Genomic DNA, 19377 nt, shown 5'->3' with positions numbered 1-19377 from the left:
ATTGCACAGGCCTGTATGAGGCGGAAGAATACCTTTTTGGCACAGCTGGGCTTTCTGGTCCTGATGGCGCTGTCGGCATGTTCGGCGCCGCCGCCCGATGCCGACATGGATGAGATAGCCGCGCTTGCCGCCGCGATCCAGGCGTTGGGACCAGAAGTAGATGCCGCAGAAGCCGGACGCGCCGCGCGTATCGCGTTTCTCCATTCCGGCCAACTGGCGATCGAATATCAGATCACTGATCCACCGCTCATTCATAACACCAAGGTCAACATGGGTCTGCGCCCGCGCGGTTTATGCTGGCATTGGGCCGAAGACATGGAAAAACGGCTCAAGCAAGAGAAGTTCCAGACACTCGACCTGCATCGTGCCATCGCCAATTCACAAAATCCATTTCGGATCGAACATTCCACCACCATCATCAGCCGGAAAAACGATTCCATGTTCGATGGCATTGTTCTTGACCCCTGGCGCAAGGGCGGGCGGCTGACCTGGATCGGAACGCGCGCCGACAAAGACTACAAATGGCTGCCGCAACGCCAGGTTCTGATCGCCAAACAAGACCGCAAGCGTAGGCGCGCAAGTGAATGAGCATGAGTCGCGCACGACACCTCGACAGGCCACTTAATGCGAATAATTCGCAAACACCTTGACACTTGCGAATGATTTGCATTTACAGAAGCCATACGCACTTGTTGAAATGGAGAAACGAATGTTTCGCACGCTTATTAAGGCCACGCCCTTCGCGGTCGCTATCGCAGCGCTCTTTGTGACGGCTGCCCAAGCGCAGGATAAGATGAAGGTCGTGACAACCTTTACCGTTCTCGCTGACATGGCCGCGAATGTTGCCGGGGACGCGGCAGAGGTGGTGTCGATCACCAAACCGGGCGCTGAGATTCACGGCTATGAGCCCACACCCCGCGATATCGTGCGCGCTTATGATGCCGATCTGATCCTCTGGAACGGGTTGAACCTGGAACTCTGGTTCGAACAATTCCTGTCCAACCTGAGCAATGTTCCCTCGGCCACCTTGTCAGACGGTATCGTCCCAATTTCGATTGCGGCCGGAAGTTACGAAGGCAAAGCCAACCCGCATGCCTGGATGGGGCTGGATAATGCGCTTATCTATATCGATAATATCGCCAACGCCCTTGCCGAGCATGACCCCGATAACGCGACGATTTATGCTGAAAACGCAACCCGCTACAAGGATGAGCTACGTGCCACCATCGAACCGCTGCGACTGGCCATAGCGGAAATTCCAGAAGACAAGCGCTGGCTGGTCACTTGCGAAGGAGCGTTCAGCTATCTCGCCCGCGATTTTGCAATGAAGGAACTCTATCTCTGGCCGATGAATGCCGATCAGATTGGCACACCACAGCAAGTGCGCGCCGTGATTGACGGTGTGCGCCAACATGAAATTCCCGTGGTATTCTGCGAGAGCACGGTGAACACTGCACCCGCCAAGCAGGTCGCGCGGGAAACTGGCGCGAGGTTCGGTGGGGTGCTCTATGTCGACTCGCTCAGCGCGGCAGGCGGGCCGGTGCCTACCTATCTCGACTTGCTCAGAGTGACTACGAGCACAATTGCCGAGGGGCTAACCCTTGGAAACGAATGAAAGAGGAATGGAATAACAACATGCGCGATGACCACGCGACACCTGCAAGCGAAACCAAGCCAGCAGGCCACCCCGAAGGCATAGCCGCGCGTGATGTCACCGTGACCTATCGCAACGGGCATACCGCGCTCTGGGATGCCAGCTTTGACATACCGCGCGGCACGGTGACTGCTCTGGTCGGCGTCAACGGCGCGGGCAAGTCGACCCTTTTCAAGGCAATCATGGGCTTCGTTCCCGTCGCTCGCGGCGAGATCAGCATCCTCGGCCACAGCGTTCGCGACGCTCTGAGCCAGAACCTTGTCGCCTACGTTCCGCAGTCTGAAGAGGTCGATTGGGCCTTTCCCGTCTTGGTCGAAGACGTTGTGATGATGGGACGTTATGGCCATATGGGGTTCCTGCGACGCCCAAAACCTGCGGATCACGCGGCCGTCGATCAGGCTCTGATGCGCGTCAACATGCAGGAATTCCGCCACAGACAGATCGGTGAATTGTCCGGCGGCCAGCGCAAGCGCGTCTTCTTGGCCCGGGCGCTGGCGCAAGACGGGCAAGTGATCCTTCTGGATGAGCCCTTCACAGGCGTTGATGTAAAAACTGAAGATCAAATTGTTACGCTCTTGCGAGAGCTTCGTGACGAGGGCCGGGTCATGCTGGTTTCCACTCATAATCTCGGTTCGGTCCCCGAATTCTGCGATCGCACCATTCTGGTCAAGGGAACCGTTCTGGCCCACGGACCAACGGAAGAAATCTTTACTCGCGAGAATCTCGAGCATGCCTTTGGCGGTGTGCTGCGCTATTTTACGCTCGGCGGCACCGAGTTGCATGATGACGAAGACGCACGCGAAGTCACGATCGTAACCGATGACGAACGCCCCTTCGTTCAATACGGCGACAAGACCCAGCGCACAGAACGCGACGAAACGGGGCGCGAGGAATGATCAGCTATCTGCTTGAACCCTTCGCCTATGGCTACATGACAAATGCGATGTGGGTATCGGCGCTTGTTGGTGGCGTCTGTGCGTTCCTGTCGGCTTACCTCATGCTCAAGGGTTGGTCGCTGATCGGTGATGCGCTTTCGCACTCGGTCGTGCCGGGCGTTGCAGGCGCCTACATCCTTGGACTGCCATTTGCGCTGGGCGCGTTCATCGCGGGCGCGCTGGCGGCAGGTGCGATGTTGTTTCTCTCAGAACGCTCGGGTCTCAAGGTCGATGTCATCATCGGGTTGATTTTCACCTCATTCTTCGGACTTGGCCTATTCATCGTCTCGGTCAATCCGATGTCGGTTTCGATCCAGACCATAACAATGGGCAACATCCTGGCCATCACGCCCGAGGACACGTTGCAATTGGCGATCATTGGCTTTGTGTCGCTCGCGGTGTTACTTGCGAAATGGAAAGACCTGATGGTCACCTTCTTTGACGAAAACCACGCGCGCACCATCGGCCTGCGCCCCGGCTTGCTCAAGGCCGTCTTCTTTGTGCTTCTGTCAGCTTCGGTCGTCGCAGCGATGCAAACTGTCGGCGCATTCCTTGTGATCGCGATGGTGGTCACGCCTGGCGCCACCGCCTATTTGCTTTGCGACCGGTTTCCGCGCCTGATCGTCACCTCTGTCGCCATCGGATCGCTGACCAGCTTTTTTGGTGCCTACATCAGCTTTTTCCTCGACGGGGCGACTGGCGGCATCATCGTCACCTTGCAAACACTGATCTTCCTCCTGGCCTTCGTATTTGCCCCGAAACACGGGCTTCTGGCGGCACGGCGCAAGGCGAATGCAGCGCTCAAACGCGGCCCCGCGCGCCCCATGCAGGAGAGCGCATGATGGATATCGAAACACTCCTGATGCCCTTCCGCTTTGGCTTCATGCAGAACGCCTTCCTTATCTCGATCATCGTATCGGTGCCGACCGCCCTGTTGTCGTGTTTTCTGGTGGTAAAGGGATGGGCATTGATGGGCGACGCGGTTAGCCACGCCGTCCTGCCGGGAATCGTTCTGGCCTACATCCTGGGCTTGCCGCTGATCGTCGGTGCCTTTGCCGCAGGCATGACATGCGCCATTGCCACCGGCTATCTTGCAACTAACAGCCGGGTCAAACAGGACACCGTCATGGGGGTGGTGTTCTCCGGCATGTTCGGGGTCGGCATCGTGCTGTATGTCTCGATCGAGACCAACGCACACCTCGATCACATCCTGTTTGGCAACATGTTGGGGGTGGAAACCCATGAACTCTGGACCGCCGGGATCATTTCTGCGGGGGTCGGCCTGATGCTCGCCCTGAAATGGAAAGACTGGCTGCTGCACAGCTTTGATCCTGCGCAAGCAAAGGCGTCGGGCCTCTGGGTCGGTTGGCTGCATTATGGCCTTTTGGCCGCGCTCTCGCTCACCATCGTGGCGACGCTTTCAGCGGCTGGGCTGATCCTTGCCATCGGGCTACTGATCGCGCCGGGGGCAATCGCTTTCCTGCTGGTGCGTCAGTTTTCAACCATGCTGTGGGTGTCGGTTCTGGTGTGTATGGCCTCAATGCTTCTGGGCACCTATGCCAGCTTTTTTCTGGATAGCGCACCCGCCCCCACGATTATCCTGATCCTCACTGCGATGTTCATATTGGCCCTTGTTCGGCGTCAGTTCGTCACTCGTCGCATGTCGCAACAACGCAAGTCTCAACAAATATGACAGGCCGCTGAGCAGTCAGCTATCCGATGCGTTGCGAAACCACGCCACGATCAGGGCGCGCGCCTCGCGATCCATGGCTATCGCGTTGGGCGGCGGCATCGCGTGGCTCGCCCCGGCATGCAGATAGACCTGCGGTGCATGGCGTGCGACGTCAGCCTCGGTTTCCAGAACTACACCCTTGGGCGGCGATCTCAGACCGTCCCAGCTTGGCTCGCGCGCATGACACATCGAACAATTGCCGACCACGGCCATAAAGGCATCATCAAACCCATCGGCCGAAGCGAAGTTCTGCTCGTAAGGGGTCAGGGCACGGGCCTCGGATTCCTCATAGGTATCCATGCCCGGCACCGTTGAAAGCCATGCCATGATAACGAAAATCAACACCGTCAGAGCCCATGTCCAATGCGGCTGACCCTTCCGGGCATGCACCGAATTGAAATAATGGCGGATCAAAACGCCCATCAAAAAGACAAGGCTAGCGATAATCCAGCCATACTCTGTGCCAAACGACAAAGGATAATGGTTCGACAGCATAAGGAAAACCACCGGCAGGGTCAGGTAGTTGTTGTGGGTCGAACGCAGCTTGGCAATTTTGCCGTATTTCGGGTCGGGCGTGCGCCCGTTCTTCAGATCTTCAACGACAATCCGCTGGTTCGGCATGATAATGAGGAAGACGTTTGCCGTCATGATCGTGGCGGTAAACGCGCCCAGATGCAGCAGCGCTGCGCGTCCGGTAAAGACCTGATTGAGGCCCCAGCTCATCACCACAATGATTACGAAAAGAACCAGCATCATCGCGGTCGGGTAATCCCCCAGTTTCGATTTGCAGAGCCCGTCATAAAGCACCCAGCCGATCCCGATCGAAGCCGCCGAAATCGCAATACCCTGCCACAAGGCAAGTTCGGCCTTGGTCGGATCGAGCAGGAAAAGCTCACCGCCCACCCAATAGACGATTGCCAACAGAGCGGCCCCCGACAACCAGGTCGAGTAGCTTTCCCATTTGAACCAGGTCAAATGCTCGGGCATCTGTTCTGGCGCAACCATGTATTTCTGGACGTGATAAAATCCGCCACCATGCACTTGCCATTCTTCGCCACTGGCGCCCGCAGGCAAATGCGGCCCCTTGCGCAAGCCCAGATCAAGCGCAATGAAATAGAAAGACGATCCAATCCAGGCAATACCGGTGATGACGTGTAGCCACCGCACTGCAAAGCCGAACCAGTCCCATAAAATGGCAAGTTCAAACATGGCATTTCTCCCTAGATTCGTTTTCTTATCAGACTAGGCGGTCCGCAATTCTTCTGGTACCGTGTCTTATTGCCAAGCAGCATCAAAAAAAACAGAATAATCATGTCCTACCTCGGAAACATCCGTACTTTCGTTCGCGTCTACGAGTTGGGCAGCATGTCGGCCGCCGGGCGGGATCTGCGTATTTCTCCCGCCGTGACGTCCTCGCGCATTTCCCAATTGGAAGAGCATCTGAACGTTCGTCTATTTCAGCGCACGACTCGTAGCCTGACACCCACAGAACAGGGGCAGTCGTTCTATCGCGGCGCGTGCGAGATACTCGAAGCCGTGGAAAACGCAGAAGCGCAGATCGTCAACATCACCGAAAACCTCAAGGGCTCGCTCTATGTCGCAGCGCCCCTGGGGGTTGGTCGACGGCTGATCGCGCCACAAGTGCCCGAGTTTTTGAAAGCCTATCCCGAAGTGAGCGTCCGCCTGAGATTGACCGACAGAAAGGTCGATCTGACGACCGAGGGGCTCGACCTTGCCTTCTTTCTGGGGCAGCCGGAAGACAGCAATCTACGCATTCGCAAGATTGCCGATGTTCAACGCGTGTTGTGCGCCGCTCCCTCCTATGTCGAAACGCATGGCAACCCCGCATCAGGCGAGGAGTTGATTTCGCAAGGGCATGAATGCCTCAGCCTGCGGTTTCCCGGAGCGACAGAGTTTCAATGGCGCCTCACAACCGCCGACGGGCCCAAGCGCTTTCAGGTATCGGGCCGTTATGAATCAGACGACGGTGACGTTCTGACCGATTGGGCGCTTGCAGGTCACGGCATTGCCATGAAACCGGTGTTTGAGATTGCCGAGCATATGAAAGCCGGGCGGCTGATTCCGGTCGCGGTTGAAACACCCCCTGAGCCTATTCAGATGGCCTGCCTGTTCACCCACCGACGCAGGCAAGATCCGAAATCGCGCCTCTTCATGGAATTCATGATTGACCGAATCGCCAAGACCGTCGGTAAAACCTGACCCGACAGTCAGCTGCCCCGGTACGTCGAATATCCAAACGGCGAAAGCAGCAGCGGAACATGATAATGCGAAGCTTCTGACATACCAAAGCGCAGCGGGATGACATCGAGAAAACGCGGCGATTCCGGCGGCACACCAATTGCGTCAAGATAGGCACCCGCATGAAACACCAATTCATACGTGCCTGTTTCGAACTTGTCCGCAGGCAGGATTTGTTCGTCGGTGCGCCCGTCGTCATTGGTCTTGAGCGTCTTGAGATGCGTGCGCCGGTCGCCTTCGACCCGAAACAATTCAATGGTCAAACCTTCGGCTGGGCAGCCGCGTGCCGTATCGAGCACATGCGTTGTCAGATATCCGGTCATGTCAGAGGCCTTTCCATTCGATTTCTACCCATATTGGCCGCATGATAAGTGAAGAGGAAAGCTCCTCGCACAAAAGGCTCTTTCGCATATTATTTGAAAAACATCTCGTTTTTTATGAAATAGAAATGAGAAAACCTCGAAAGGGACCGATCCTTGACCCGTTATCCGCGCGACCTGACCGGCTATGGAGCCACACCCCCGGCGGCAAATTGGCCAAACAACGCAAAAATCGCCATCCAGATTGTGTTGAATTACGAAGAAGGCGGCGAGAACAACGTCCTGCACGGTGATCCGGCCTCCGAAGCATTCCTGTCGGAGATCACGGGCGCACAGCCCTGGCCCGGTCAGCGCCACTGGAACATGGAGTCGATCTATGACTACGGCGCGCGCGCCGGGTTCTGGCGGCTTCACCGGATGATGCGCGACCTACCCATCACCGTTTATGGCGTCGCAACGGCACTGGCTCGCTCTCCCGAACAGGTTTCTGCCATGAAAGCCGCAGGCTGGGAAATTGCCAGCCACGGGCTGAAATGGATCGAGCACAAGGACATGAGCGAGGAGGAAGAGCGCGCAACTATTACCGAGGCTTTCCGTCTGCATACCGAAGTTGTCGGAGAGCCGCCCCGTGGCTGGTACACAGGCCGCTGCTCCATGAACACGGTGCGATTGGCCGCCGAAACCCGCCAACTTGCCTATGTCGCTGACAGCTACGCCGACGACCTGCCCTACTGGATGCAATTTGACGGGCACGATCAGCTCATCATTCCCTACACGATGGATTGCAACGATATGCGCTTTGCCATTCAGGCAGGATTCACCACCGGCGATCAATTCGAGAGCTATCTCAAGGACAGTTTCGATGTGCTTTACGCCGAAGGGCAGGAAGGCCAGCCCAAGATGCTGTCGATCGGGCTGCATTGTCGCCTTGCCGGGCGTCCTGGCCGTGCGGCGGCGCTGAAACGGGCGCTCGATTACTTCGCCTCGCATGAAGGTGTCTGGTTCGCAACCCGCTTCCAGATCGCCGAACATTGGCGCAAACAACATCCACCGACAACACGAACGAAACCATCTGAAATGGACAAGGCCACGTTCGTTGCTCAATTCGGCGGGGTGTTCGAGCACAGTCCCTGGATCGCCGAGGGCGCGCACGCGCTTGAACTCGGGCCAGCGCATGACACCGCTACGGGGGTGCACAATGCGTTGACGCGTATTTTCCGCTCTGCGTCGGAAGACCAGCGTCTTGGCGTGCTTACCGCCCACCCCGATCTCGCCGGCAAACTGGCCGAGGCCAAACGTCTGACCGCGGAATCGACGGCAGAGCAAGCCGCAGTCGGTCTCGATGCACTGACCGATGAGGAGCGCGCAACATTCACCGAACTTAACGATACCTATACCGCGAAATTCGGCTTTCCCTTCATCATCGCCGTGCGCGACAACACCAAGGCTTCGATCATGGATGCCTTCAAACGCCGCATCGAAAACGACCGCGACGCCGAGTTTTCAGAGGCTTGTCGACAGGTCGAGCGCATCGCCGAATTGCGACTTCAAGAGAAACTCGGCGCATGACGACCAAAATCACCGCAGACCCGTTGAAAGCAGAAACTTTCGCCCCTTGGGGAGATGTCATTGAAGTAAACGGCGCGCCTGACAAGCTGATCAATCAGGGGCTTTGCGGCAGACATCATGACAAAGCATCGCTAAACTTCACCGACGGACGCGCGGGCATCAGCCTTTTTGACGCCAAGGCCCGTCATTTTCCGCATACCGTCGACATGGTCGAACGCCATCCAGACGGAAGCCAGGCATTCATCCCGGTTTCGGGCGTGCCGATGTTGGTGATTGTTGCAGATGACAACGGCGGCAAACCCGTAAATCTGCAAGCCTTCATCAGCCAGCCCGGACAATCCATAAACCTGCATCGTGGCGTCTGGCACGGTGTACTCACACCAATCGGGCATTCTGGTCAATTTATAGTCGTTGACCGCATCGGGGATGGTCCGAATCTGGAAGAACACTGGTTCGATGAGCCATTCGTCGTAACATCTGACACCAAAACCACTTCGCCAACAGAAGCGGAGACATAGCACGGACAGTCAACAGAGAGGACACCCCATGGCTGACAACTCTATAGGGACCGCAGAACAACTGCGCGACCCAGACTATTTCCCAGGGCTTGCCAAGGGCATCCCGCTGGGAATCCAACACGTTCTGGCCATGTTCGTCTCGAATGTGACGCCCGCAATCATCGTTGCCGGTGCCGCCGGTTTCGGCTTCGGTTCAAATTCGCCTGACTTTCCCGAACTGCTTTACCTCATCCAGATGTCGATGTTGTTTGCCGGTGTGGCAACGCTGTTGCAGACACTGACCCTCGGACCAATCGGGGCAAAGCTGCCCATCGTGCAAGGCACCAGCTTTGCCTTCCTGCCTATCATGATACCATTGGTAGCAGGCAAAGGTGTCGATGCGCTGGCGGCCCTCTTTGGCGGAGTCATCATCGGCGGGTTGTTTCATGCCTTCCTCGGCACTTTCATCGGTAAAATCCGCTTTGCCTTGCCACCACTCGTGACGGGGCTGGTTGTGACCATGATCGGTCTTGCACTGGTTCAGGTGGGCATCCAATACGCCGCTGGTGGGGTTCCTGCCATCGGCACACCGGAATATGGCAGCCTGCTCAACTGGTCCGCCGCGCTGGTGGTGATCATCGTCACTCTCGGCCTGAAATTCTTTACCAAGGGAATGTTGTCGATTTCAGCTGTGCTCGTCGGTCTGATTGTCGGCTATGTCTATGCGATTGCAGTCGGCATGCTGCCGATCTCGGCGATTACCGGTTCTTGGGAGCGCTCAGCCGCCTTTGCACTGCCCCAGCCCTTCAAATATGGCTTTGAATTCTCAACAGCAGCAATACTCGGTTTCTGCTTGATGGCCTTCATTTCCGCGATTGAGACCGTGGGCGACGTATCGGGCATCACCAAAGGAGGTGCAGGCCGCGAAGCCACCGACAAGGAAATCCAGGGGGCGACTTATGCCGATGGTTTGGGCACCGCGATTGCGGGCTGCTTTGGCGCATTCCCCAACACCTCGTTCAGTCAGAACGTCGGCCTCATCGCCATGACCGGTGTGATGAGCCGACATGTGGTGACCTGCGGTGCTGTCTTCCTGATCATCTGTGGTCTGGTACCCAAGGTTGGCGGGGTTATCCGCACCGTGCCTATCGAAGTTCTGGGCGGCGGCGTTATCGTCATGTTCGGCATGGTCGTGGCTGCTGGTATTTCCATGCTGTCGGATGTGAACTGGAACCGCCGCAACATGGTGATCTTTGCAATCGCACTGTCAATCGGTCTTGGCCTTCAGCTTGAACCCGGCGCATTGCAGCACATGCCCGACACCGCACGTATCCTGCTGACCTCCGGCCTGCTGCCCGCAGCGTTGATTGCCATCGTGCTAAACCTCATCCTGCCACAAGAATTGGCAGACGAAGCCACCGAAGAAGTTTCTGGCGGCCTCACCGGACACAGCCGTGGCTCTTTCTCCAAAGACGATCACATCTGATCTACACACCCGGCATCTCACGAATTAAGATGCCGGGTAATTTGCTTAGCCATGAAAGTGCACAGAGCTGCGTCGCTCAAGGATTCTCTAAAGCGTGAAACGCTTTAGTCATGCCCAAATCACGCACCCTGAAACGAACCTATGATAAGATACTCAATTGCTTGACCTCCTGATCCTTATCGTTGCCGGCTTTTTCGCTGGTGTTCTCAATACGATTGCGGGCGGCGGCACTTTCCTGACCCTTCCTGCGCTGGTCTTTACCGGGGTTCCTCCGGTTACGGCAAACGCAACAAGCGCAATTGCCGTCTTCCCCGGATACCTGAGTGGTGCGCTTGGATTTCAGCGTGAACTGCGCGCGTTCGACCACAAGACGCTCATCAGACTGACAGCAATCACCCTTGTTGGAGGGTTGATTGGCTCGGTTCTGCTGCTGATGTCTTCGGACAAGGCCTTTTCGGTCGTTGTTCCGTTCCTGCTTCTCATTGCAACGCTGGTTTTTCTGTTTGGTGATCCACTAAAAAAATGGGCCGCCAGCAAGGGCAAAGCCATTACGCCCTTTGGCGCTAGCGGGCTCTTCGCGATCAGCGTTTACGGTGGGTATTTCAATGGCGGTCTGGGGATCGTTCTACTGGCCCTTTTTGCGCTGTGGGGAATGCACGATATCCACCAGATGAACGGACTGAAAAGCGGCTTGTCGTTTGCCTTGTCCGCGATCTCCGTTGCAACTTTCGCAATCGCTGGACTCATCGTTTGGTATCAAGCCGTCGTGATGATGATCGCCTCCACCCTTGGTGGATATGCAGGGGCACCAATCGCACGCCGAATCCCCGTCCCGGTACTGCGCATTTTTATTGCCTGCATCGGGTTTAGTATGAGCGCAGTTTTCTTCTGGCGTCTTCTTTGAAGCTTTCTCTTCAGCCACCTGAACCGCTCAACACGCTGATTTGAAATGCCCCGTCAACTTGATCGATTCCGCACTCTGCCCGTTCACCTTTTTGTTGCGGCGGCACGTTGAACACAAACTTGTTACCCGACGTCCATAAGAGAGCTAAATACCCGATTCTTTGGCAAAACATCGTGGGAAATGACCAGTATTCGCATAAACAAACCAGACCAAACCCCACAACAGGTTTGAACGCACGCGAACCGGCAAAGTAGTCAACTGATCCAATTGGTTTTCACAGCATGGACATTTCCTGAAGCCGGGGATTAAGTGTGTGCCGAAGCGTTTCCGCCACTCGGGTCGAACCGCTTTTTGAGACATTGTAAATCCGGGAGGAATCATCATGGATCGTCGTAGTTTTATTCGCAGTGCAGGTGTTCTGGGAGCGGGCGCTGCCGCCGCTGGCTTGGCTGCGCCAGCCGTTGCTCAGGGTAATATCACCTGGCGCATGGTCACAACCTGGCCCAAAAATTTCCCTGGCCTCGGCGTTGGCGCGCAACGCTTGGCTGACCGCATCACCGCCGCTTCGGGCGGCCGTCTGACTGTTCAGGTCTATTCGGCAGGTGAGCTGGTTCCGCCGCTTCAGTCATTGGACGCCGTGATTGATGGCACCGCAGAGATGAGCCATGGCGCCGCTTACTACTGGCAGAACAAGTCACCTGCGCTGTCGTTCTTTACCGGCGTTCCTTACGGCATGACCACGCCCGAACTGACCGCATGGGTCCGCTTCATGGGTGGTCAGGAAATCTGGGACGAAATCTATGATCAGTTCGGCGTTCAGGGCTTCCTATCCGGCAACACCGGCACCCAGACAGGTGGTTGGTTCCGTGACGAGCTGAAAAGTGTTGAGGATGTCAAAGGCGTTCGCTTCCGCACGCCGGGCCTTGGCGGTCGGGTCTGGGAAAAACTTGGCGCAACTGTCACCAACATGGCTGCGGGCGAAATCTTTCAGGCGCTGCAATCGGGCACGCTTGATGCCGCCGAATTCGTTGGCCCTTACAACGATCTGGCGCTCGGCTTCTATCAGGTCGCCAAGAACTACTACATGCCGTCCTTCGTGGAATCCGGCCTGGCAACCGAACTGGTCGTCGATAAGAAAAAGTATCAGGAACTGCCCGAGGATCTTCAGGCCATCATCCGCGACGTGTCTCAGGCAGAATACGATCAGGTTTCGGCCGACTTCGTTGCCAACGACCCACGTGCACTGAAAACGCTGGTTGATGATCATGGTGTTGTCGTGCGCAACTTCCCAGATGACATCATGGAAGCCGGTGCCAAAGCATCGGTCGAAGTGGTCGAGGAACTGCGCAACAGCGACGATCCGCTGGTCAAGAAGACCACTGAGAGCTTTATTGAGGCGCTGAACCTGGTTCGCACGCGCACAGAGAACATCGACTCGCCCTATGTTCGTGCACGCGAAATGTATCTGAAATACTAATTCTAGCAGTTACGCTAAACGAAAGGCCCGGTGGAAACACCGGGCCTTTCTTACGTCACCCCGCCACCATTCGGGGCAGCCATGTAACGATCTCGGGGAACGCGAACAGAATCGCGATCGCAATGATCTGCAACACCACGAAGGGCAGAACCCCTTTATAGATCGCGCTGGTCGGCAGACCCGGCGGTGCCACACCGCGCAAGTAAAATAATGCGAACCCGAAGGGTGGGGTGAGGAACGACGTTTGCAGGTTCACCCCGACAAGAACGCCCAACCAGATCGGATCAACATCGAGCATCAGCAATACCGGCGCGGTGATCGGGATCACGATAAAGATGATCTCAAACGTGTCGAGGATGAAGCCAAGGAAGAACATGATCAGCATCACCACAGCAACCGCCGCCAGTTTGCCACCGGGCAGGTTGCTGAGGAACTCATGCACCAGATTGTCGCCCCCCATCATCCGAAACACTACCGAAAAGACCGAAGCGCCCAGCAGAATGACAAACACCATGCTGGTGATCGTCGCCGTTGCGACCATCGTTTCCCTGAGGATTTTGTAAGACAAACGCCAGCGTAGCGCCGCCAGAACCATTGCCCCGACAGCCCCAACAGAAGCGGCCTCAGTCGGGGTTGCAATACCGCCCAGAATCGAACCCAGAACCGCAAGTATCAGCAGAAGAGGAGGAACAAGAGCCACGAAGACCTCACGCAGAAGCCCCCCTTTCTCTTCCGGCGGGACCGGCGTCGCTGGGCATGAGGCCGGATCAGTAACCGCCTTGAACAAAACCCAGACCAGATAGAGCGAAACCAACAGAATCCCCGGAAGCAACGCCCCGGCAAACAGATCCCCCACCGAAACCGGGGTTGGCGCAAAATTGCCCTTGGCCATCTGCACCTGACTGTTAATGCCTGACAGCATGTCACCCATGAAGATCAGCACCGTTGACGGCGGAATAATCTGACCCAGCGTGCCACTGGCACAGATCACACCACTGGCCAACTTGGGATCATATCCCGCACGCAACATCGCAGGCAGCGAGATCAGCCCCATTGTCACCACGGTTGCCCCGACCACACCTGTCGAGGCAGCCAGCATCGCCCCCACCAGCACCACCGAAATGCCAAGCCCGCCGCGCAGGTTGCCAAACAGTTTGCCCATGGTCAGCAGAAGTTGCTCGGCAATCTGACTTCTCTCCAGCATCACCCCCATGAAAATGAACAGCGGCACAGCCACCAACACCTCATTGGTCATAAACCCGATATAACGGTTGGGCAGAGAGCCGAAGTTTGACGGATCAAAGACCCCAAAGGCCATTCCGACGCCACCAAAAAGCAGCGAAACACCCGCCAGGGTAAACGCAACCGGAAAGCCCAGCAGCAAGAAGCCGATCACACCAAAGAACATCAGGGCGGCAAGGATTTCGCCAATCAACACCGGATCCATCAGGCAGCTCCCTTCGAGGTGTCAATTTCCGCTTGATTGGCGCTGTACTGAATTGACTTGGGAACCATCTGTTCATTGCCCGACAGAACCAGAATTGACCGGATGACCATCGCAACCCCCTGAAGGGCTATCAGCACTACAAATGCGATAACGAACGATTTCAGAATGAAGAGACCCGGCATTCCGCCGACATTCGCCGAGCTTTCGTAGTGCCCCCAGGCGCGTAGTACAAAGGGCATCGAATAGACGTAAACTACCCCGGCAAAAGGAAGCAGGAAGAGAAATACGCCAATCAAATCAGTCAGCGCCCGGGTCCGCACCTTTGCGGGGCGATAGAAGATATCGACCCGAACATGGTCATCGCGCAGCAATGCAAAACCGGCCACGGCGGTAAACATCGCACCATTCAACCAGATGTAGAGATCCTGCATCCACACATAGCTCGTCGCAAAAATATAGCGCTGAACAACAACCGTGAAACAGACGACAACAATGCCCAGCGACAGCCAAGCGAATGTTTTGCCGATCATCAGGTTAACAGCGCAGATCAATGCGGCAATTCCAGCAAGAAGACGCATCTCTCCCCCCCTATTCTGATCGTTCTACTGGGGCTTCAATCAAAGCGTGGAGCGGGAAAGTCAAGAAATAGATATGTTTTCGCCTGCCACCCGGAAGACCGCCATCTCAATTCAGGATACTCACAGAACATCTGTCTCAACACCACCCGCCAGCCGTACAATTCACCTATTATCACGCAGATTGTCGTCCGGGCCGACTTAGGGAGGCCGTGCGCTTAGAAATCTGAAAACCCCGCACGCGCCACCACTGTGCCGACTCCGGTTTGCTTAACTGCGGTCGTTTTCGCAAAAAGGATGAAAGTGCTTCCTCTGCCGGCTGCAAATGATCCCTTTCTCAATCAATGACAGGGCCTGCGTTCGCGGTATAGAACTGGTGGGCGGCCACATCATACATCTCGGCAAGCATGAGACCCGAGACAAACCTATTTCGAGCGAGAGAAGACATGTCAGCTAAGTTCGGTAATACCAACCATCAAGCCCGCAACGACCTTTCGGTGGATTGCCAACTCATCGCATTCATCGAAAACGAAGCATTGCCGGGAACCGGCGTCAAAGCTGATGATTTCTGGGCCGGGCTATCAACACTGGCGCATGATTTCGGCAGCCGGAACCAGAGCTTGCTGGAAAAGCGCGAAGTGCTACAGGCCAAAATCGACGCCTGGCACAAGCAACACCGCGACACGGCATTCGATAGCGTGGCCTACAAGGCGTTCCTCGAAGAGATCGGGTATCTGTTGCCGGAAGCTGGCGATTTTTCCATTGCAACGCAAAATGTTGATGCAGAAATCGCAAGCATTCCCGGCCCGCAACTTGTTGTCCCTGTCACCAATGCCCGTTTTGTCCTGAACGCCGCAAACGCCAGATGGGGCAGCCTGTATGATGGGCTTTACGGCACCGACGCCATGGGGTCACCGCCCCCACAAGGGGCATTCGATGGCGGACGCGGCGCAAGGGTTGTTGCCCGGACAGCAGTGTTTCTGGACGAAACATTCCCACTGACCCAGACAAGCCATGGGAAAGCCAAATCCTATCGCATCACAGATGGTCGGCTGACCGTCGATGGTTCATCCCTGATCGAGCCCGAAAAATTCGTTGGATATACAGGGGACGCAGACAACCCGAGCACAGTGCTCTTGAAAAACCATGGCCTGCATGTCGAACTGGTTTTTGACCGTACCCACCTCATCGGCAAGCAAACCGCCTCTGGCTTGGCGGATGTCAAACTCGAATCCGCCATGTCAGCGATCATTGATTGCGAGGATTCCGTGGCTTGTGTCGATGGCGAAGACAAAGTGCTCGCCTATCGCAACTGGCTTGGCCTGATGAAAGGCGACCTGTCGGAAACCTTTGAGAAGGGCGGCAAGCCCCTCACTCGAAACCTCAATCCTGACCGCCAATTTACCGCGCCAGACGGAACCGATCTGTCCGTCAAGGGTCGCGCCCTCTTGCTGGTGCGCAATGTCGGCCACCTCATGACCAATCCCGCAGTCTTCGACCGCACCGGCGGCGAGATTTTCGAAGGTCTGCTCGACGCGCTGGTGACAACTCTTGTCGCGATGCACGATCTGGCCAAGGACGGCGGCGCACGCAATTCCACCCAAGGATCGATCTATGTGGTGAAACCCAAGATGCACGGCCCAGAAGAGGTAGCGTTTGCTGATGAGACTTTCACCCAGGTCGAACGTATTCTGGGCCTGCCGCAATACACCGTGAAACTTGGCATCATGGATGAAGAGCGCCGCACCAGCGTCAACCTCAAGGAATGTATTCGCGCAGCCAAGCATCGAGTGTTTTTCATCAACACAGGGTTTCTCGACCGCACCGGCGACGAGATTCATACCTCAATGGAAGCAGGCCCGTTCAGCCGCAAGGATTTCATCAAGCGCAAGGGCTGGATCACGGCCTACGAAAATCAGAATGTCGACATCGGCCTTGAATGTGGGTTCTCTGGCCGCGCACAAATCGGCAAGGGCATGTGGGCCATGCCTGACAAGATGAGCGCAATGCTCGACGCCAAGATCGAACACCCCAAAGCGGGCGCGAACTGTGCCTGGGTGCCGTCACCAACCGCCGCAACCCTGCATGCGCTGCACTATCACAAGGTCGATGTGTTCAAGGTTCAGGCTGACCTGGCCAAAGGTGGGCGGCGCGCCTATGTCGAGGCGCTGCTCGATATCCCCATCGCCAGCTATCGCAAGTGGACCCCGGAACAGATCCGCCGCGAGGTCGAAAACAACGCACAGGGTATTCTGGGATATGTCGTGCGCTGGATTGATCAGGGCGTCGGTTGCTCCAAGGTTCCCGACATCAATGATGTTGGCTTGATGGAAGATCGCGCAACCTGCCGGATTTCTGCGCAACATATCGCAAACTGGCTGCACCATGACATCGTTAGCAAGGATGAAGTCATGGATATCTTCAGACAGATGGCAGAAGTCGTCGATCGTCAGAACGCCTCAGACCCCGACTATGTGCCGATGGCGCCCGACTATGACGGCATCGCCTTCAAGGCTGCCTGCGAACTTGTTCTCAAAGGGTGCGAGCAACCGTCTGGCTATACCGAGCCTGTCTTGCATGCGCGCCGCCTGGAACTAAAGGCACAACAGGCGCGCCAATAACCCCCAAGGCGGCGCAGCAACCCGCGCCACCTTTTTCAAAATTCTCATCGCAAGCAATTTCGGATTATCAACTAATCTCGAAAAGATATGTTCCGGCAATGCGGGTGGTTCCCTCGTCTTTTCAAAGACATACTACCCCCAACCAACGAGCGTTAGGAAACCGCATGACGACAAAATATTATGCGCCCCATGGTGGCCACCCCGGTCAGGAAACCCTTCTGACGGACCGCGCGGTCTTCACCGACGCCTACGCCGTTATCCCAAAGGGCACGATGCGCGATATTGTGACCAGCTTCCTACCTTTCTGGGAGGGCACGCGGCTTTGGGTGCTCTCGCGCCCGCTCAGCGGATTTGCCGAAACTTTCTCGCAATACATCATGGAGGTTGCGCCGGGCGGCGGTTCAAACCGTCCCGAAACCGACCCCCAGGCCGAAGGCGTCCTCTTCGTGGTTGAGGGAACGGCCACCTTAGCCGTCGCAGGCAAAGACCATCAATTGACACCCGGTGGCTATGCCTACCTACCACCCGCGACAGATTGGACCCTGCACAATGGGGGCGACGAAACGCTTCGCTTCCATTGGATTCGCAAAGCTTACGAGGCGGTCGACGGGCTTGATACGCCCGACGTGATCATCACTAATGAGAACGACATAGCCCCGACAGTGATGCCCAAAACCGATGGCAAGTGGGCAACAACCCGCTTTGTCGATCCCGCCGACCTGCGCCACGACATGCATGTCACCGTCGTCACGTTTGAGCCCGGCGCGGTGATCCCTTTTGCCGAAACCCATGTCATGGAACACGGGCTTTATGTGCTCGAAGGCAAGGCCGTCTATCGCCTCAACCAAGACTGGGTCGAGGTCGAAGCAGGCGACTACATGTGGCTGCGCGCCTTCTGCCCGCAGGCCTGCTATGCGGGCGGCCCCGGCAAATTCCGCTATCTGCTCTACAAAGACGTTAACCGCCACATGAGACTGGGGACTCCTCACCGTTAAGTCTGACTCGCTTAGGCTGGCTCGCCACCAATGGCACGCGAAAGCGCATTGGCCGCATTTATGACGGCTGAGCTCAAGCGCTCGATATCTATTGTGTCGACCCGGCTGGTGGGCCCCGAAACCGAGATACCGGCGACCGCCTCTTGACTGAGATCGAAAACCGGGGCCGCGATACAGCGCATTCCGAGGTTCTTCTCTTCACCGTCGATGGCAAAGCCACGCGCCCGCGTCTCGGCAAGATCGGCGCGCAATCGCGCGATATCCGTTATCGTATGCTGGGTAAATGTCTCCAACGCGCCTTCGATCAAAACTCTCGACAGCCTGCTTTCATCCATATGAGCAAGCAACGCCTTTCCAATACCTGACGCATGCATCGGCGAAAGCGTTCCCGGCGGGAAAAACGCGCGTATGCTCTCTTCGGTTTCCACCTGACTTAGAAACAACACCGAGCCACCCTTTTCGATCCCGATATTTGCGGTCTCTCCGGTCTCTTCCATCAACTTTCTCAGAATGGGTCGCGCGCGCTCCACAAGGCCGGTGCGCCGCAAAAAGCGCGCACCGATCACAAAGGCGTTCGGCCCGATATGCCAGACCTGTTCCTCTGCATCAAATTCGACCAACCCTCGCGTTTCAAGTGTCACAAGAATTCGATAGACCGTTGCGGGCGATTGCCCCATCTCCGAGGCCAGCGCTGACAATGCCTTGCCCTGCGTCCGGCTCAGGTATTCGAAAACCTCCATCGCTCGATCGAGCGATTTGATGGTGTTTTGCTCGGTCTTGTCGTCCCAACCCCTTGGCCGCCCACGGGCGCGACGGACGGCAGTTTGGGGATTGTCTTGGGAATCCATAAGAAATCTCAATTTCCGGATGAAACGGAAATTCACGATATGAAAAATGTAACCGGCT

General features: G+C 56.4%; 18 protein-coding genes. 13 read left to right on the top strand and 5 right to left on the bottom strand.

All coding sequences use genetic code 11. From position 1 onward, the window contains the following. Nucleotides 1–15: 15 nt before the first annotated feature. The 5 genes from LZG00_12925 (at nt 16) to LZG00_12905 (ending at nt 4282) form a co-directional block, all read left to right on the top strand. The gene (locus LZG00_12925; protein ID MCF3594902.1) at nt 16–588 is read left to right on the top strand and encodes a hypothetical protein; all 573 of its coding nucleotides are present in this window, start codon (nt 16–18) and stop codon (nt 586–588) included. Nucleotides 589–793: 205 nt separating this feature from the next. Next, the gene (locus LZG00_12920) at nt 794–1615 is read left to right on the top strand and encodes a metal ABC transporter substrate-binding protein (GenBank protein MCF3594901.1); all 822 of its coding nucleotides are present in this window, start codon (nt 794–796) and stop codon (nt 1613–1615) included. Nucleotides 1616–1635: 20 nt separating this feature from the next. Next, nucleotides 1636–2550 carry a manganese/iron ABC transporter ATP-binding protein gene (locus LZG00_12915; GenBank protein MCF3594900.1) on the top strand — a complete coding sequence of 305 codons (915 nt, stop codon included), beginning with the start codon at nt 1636–1638 and terminating at the stop codon, nt 2548–2550. Further along, complete coding sequence (locus tag LZG00_12910) at nt 2547–3431, top strand: metal ABC transporter permease (GenBank protein ID MCF3594899.1); 885 nt, start codon at nt 2547–2549, stop codon at nt 3429–3431. The genes LZG00_12915 and LZG00_12910 overlap by 4 nt, the downstream gene beginning before the upstream one ends. After that, entirely contained in the window at nt 3431–4282 is an 852-nt protein-coding gene (locus LZG00_12905) for a metal ABC transporter permease (GenBank protein ID MCF3594898.1), read from the top strand. Before LZG00_12910 ends, LZG00_12905 begins: the two co-directional genes overlap by 1 nt. A gap of 15 nt (nt 4283–4297) precedes the next feature. Here LZG00_12905 and LZG00_12900 read toward each other — a convergent pair whose 3' ends face one another. Further along, nucleotides 4298–5530 (bottom strand): urate hydroxylase PuuD, encoded by a 1233-nt coding sequence (locus LZG00_12900; GenBank protein ID MCF3594897.1) that lies wholly within the window; start codon nt 5528–5530, stop codon nt 4298–4300. A 102-nt stretch (nt 5531–5632) separates the two neighbouring features. Between LZG00_12900 and LZG00_12895 the strand changes: the two genes are divergently transcribed. Continuing rightward, nucleotides 5633–6541, top strand: a complete 909-nt coding sequence (locus tag LZG00_12895) for a LysR family transcriptional regulator (GenBank protein MCF3594896.1) — start codon at nt 5633–5635, stop codon at nt 6539–6541. An 8-nt stretch (nt 6542–6549) separates the two neighbouring features. Here the strand turns inward: LZG00_12895 and uraH are convergent, their stop codons facing one another. After that, a complete protein-coding gene (uraH, locus tag LZG00_12890) occupies nt 6550–6903 on the bottom strand; it encodes a hydroxyisourate hydrolase (protein ID MCF3594895.1) in 354 nt (117 codons plus the stop codon). A gap of 153 nt (nt 6904–7056) precedes the next feature. Between uraH and puuE the strand changes: the two genes are divergently transcribed. From puuE to LZG00_12865, 5 genes are all read left to right on the top strand, one after another. Further along, nucleotides 7057–8469, top strand: coding sequence for an allantoinase PuuE (puuE, locus tag LZG00_12885; protein ID MCF3594894.1), 1413 nt, complete (start codon nt 7057–7059; stop codon nt 8467–8469). Next, nucleotides 8466–8987, top strand: coding sequence for an ureidoglycolate lyase (locus LZG00_12880; protein ID MCF3594893.1), 522 nt, complete (start codon nt 8466–8468; stop codon nt 8985–8987). Before puuE ends, LZG00_12880 begins: the two co-directional genes overlap by 4 nt. A 28-nt stretch (nt 8988–9015) precedes the next feature. After that, nucleotides 9016–10452, top strand: a complete 1437-nt coding sequence (locus LZG00_12875) for a purine permease (GenBank protein MCF3594892.1) — start codon at nt 9016–9018, stop codon at nt 10450–10452. Between the two features lie 157 nt (nt 10453–10609). Continuing rightward, nucleotides 10610–11356, top strand: coding sequence for a sulfite exporter TauE/SafE family protein (locus LZG00_12870; GenBank protein MCF3594891.1), 747 nt, complete (start codon nt 10610–10612; stop codon nt 11354–11356). A 382-nt stretch (nt 11357–11738) separates the two neighbouring features. Beyond that, nucleotides 11739–12833 (top strand): TRAP transporter substrate-binding protein, encoded by a 1095-nt coding sequence (locus tag LZG00_12865; GenBank protein ID MCF3594890.1) that lies wholly within the window; start codon nt 11739–11741, stop codon nt 12831–12833. Between the two features lie 55 nt (nt 12834–12888). Here the strand turns inward: LZG00_12865 and LZG00_12860 are convergent, their stop codons facing one another. Further along, complete coding sequence (locus LZG00_12860) at nt 12889–14280, bottom strand: TRAP transporter large permease subunit (GenBank protein ID MCF3594889.1); 1392 nt, start codon at nt 14278–14280, stop codon at nt 12889–12891. Further along, nucleotides 14280–14858, bottom strand: coding sequence for a TRAP transporter small permease subunit (locus LZG00_12855; GenBank protein MCF3594888.1), 579 nt, complete (start codon nt 14856–14858; stop codon nt 14280–14282). Before LZG00_12855 ends, LZG00_12860 begins: the two co-directional genes overlap by 1 nt. Nucleotides 14859–15301: 443 nt before the next feature. On the opposite strand from LZG00_12855, the gene LZG00_12850 reads away from it, so the two are divergent. Then, nucleotides 15302–17476: a malate synthase G gene (locus LZG00_12850; protein MCF3594887.1), complete on the top strand. Its 2175-nt coding sequence runs from the start codon at nt 15302–15304 to the stop codon at nt 17474–17476. A 164-nt stretch (nt 17477–17640) separates the two neighbouring features. Then, nucleotides 17641–18471, top strand: a complete 831-nt coding sequence (locus LZG00_12845) for a (S)-ureidoglycine aminohydrolase (protein MCF3594886.1) — start codon at nt 17641–17643, stop codon at nt 18469–18471. An 11-nt stretch (nt 18472–18482) separates the two neighbouring features. On the opposite strand, the gene LZG00_12840 is transcribed toward LZG00_12845, so the two are convergent. Next, on the bottom strand, nt 18483–19319 hold the full coding sequence (locus tag LZG00_12840; protein MCF3594885.1) for an IclR family transcriptional regulator: 837 nt from the start codon (nt 19317–19319) through the stop codon (nt 18483–18485). Nucleotides 19320–19377 lie beyond the last annotated feature (58 nt).

It is taken from the genome of Rhodobacteraceae bacterium LMO-JJ12 (assembly GCA_021555075.1).
Taxonomy (GTDB): Bacteria; Pseudomonadota; Alphaproteobacteria; order Rhodobacterales; family Rhodobacteraceae; genus JAKGBX01.
Note: the sequence above shows the minus strand (reverse complement) of the source record. Positions and strands in the feature narration are given on the sequence as shown.

What these genes read in the sequence shown, in the direction of transcription:
- LZG00_12850 (MCF3594887.1), top strand. Translation starts at nt 15,302, where the DNA reads ATGTCAGCTAAGTTCGGTAATACCAACCATCAAGCCCGCAACGACCTT.
- LZG00_12895 (MCF3594896.1), top strand. Translation starts at nt 5,633, where the DNA reads ATGTCCTACCTCGGAAACATCCGTACTTTCGTTCGCGTCTACGAGTTG.
- LZG00_12910 (MCF3594899.1), top strand. Translation starts at nt 2,547, where the DNA reads ATGATCAGCTATCTGCTTGAACCCTTCGCCTATGGCTACATGACAAAT.
- uraH (MCF3594895.1), bottom strand. Translation starts at nt 6,903, where the DNA reads ATGACCGGATATCTGACAACGCATGTGCTCGATACGGCACGCGGCTGC.
- LZG00_12860 (MCF3594889.1), bottom strand. Translation starts at nt 14,280, where the DNA reads ATGGATCCGGTGTTGATTGGCGAAATCCTTGCCGCCCTGATGTTCTTT.
- LZG00_12865 (MCF3594890.1), top strand. Translation starts at nt 11,739, where the DNA reads ATGGATCGTCGTAGTTTTATTCGCAGTGCAGGTGTTCTGGGAGCGGGC.
- LZG00_12915 (MCF3594900.1), top strand. Translation starts at nt 1,636, where the DNA reads ATGCGCGATGACCACGCGACACCTGCAAGCGAAACCAAGCCAGCAGGC.
- LZG00_12900 (MCF3594897.1), bottom strand. Translation starts at nt 5,530, where the DNA reads ATGTTTGAACTTGCCATTTTATGGGACTGGTTCGGCTTTGCAGTGCGG.
- LZG00_12905 (MCF3594898.1), top strand. Translation starts at nt 3,431, where the DNA reads ATGGATATCGAAACACTCCTGATGCCCTTCCGCTTTGGCTTCATGCAG.
- LZG00_12875 (MCF3594892.1), top strand. Translation starts at nt 9,016, where the DNA reads ATGGCTGACAACTCTATAGGGACCGCAGAACAACTGCGCGACCCAGAC.
- LZG00_12855 (MCF3594888.1), bottom strand. Translation starts at nt 14,858, where the DNA reads ATGCGTCTTCTTGCTGGAATTGCCGCATTGATCTGCGCTGTTAACCTG.
- LZG00_12880 (MCF3594893.1), top strand. Translation starts at nt 8,466, where the DNA reads ATGACGACCAAAATCACCGCAGACCCGTTGAAAGCAGAAACTTTCGCC.
- LZG00_12845 (MCF3594886.1), top strand. Translation starts at nt 17,641, where the DNA reads ATGACGACAAAATATTATGCGCCCCATGGTGGCCACCCCGGTCAGGAA.
- LZG00_12840 (MCF3594885.1), bottom strand. Translation starts at nt 19,319, where the DNA reads ATGGATTCCCAAGACAATCCCCAAACTGCCGTCCGTCGCGCCCGTGGG.
- LZG00_12925 (MCF3594902.1), top strand. Translation starts at nt 16, where the DNA reads ATGAGGCGGAAGAATACCTTTTTGGCACAGCTGGGCTTTCTGGTCCTG.
- LZG00_12920 (MCF3594901.1), top strand. Translation starts at nt 794, where the DNA reads ATGAAGGTCGTGACAACCTTTACCGTTCTCGCTGACATGGCCGCGAAT.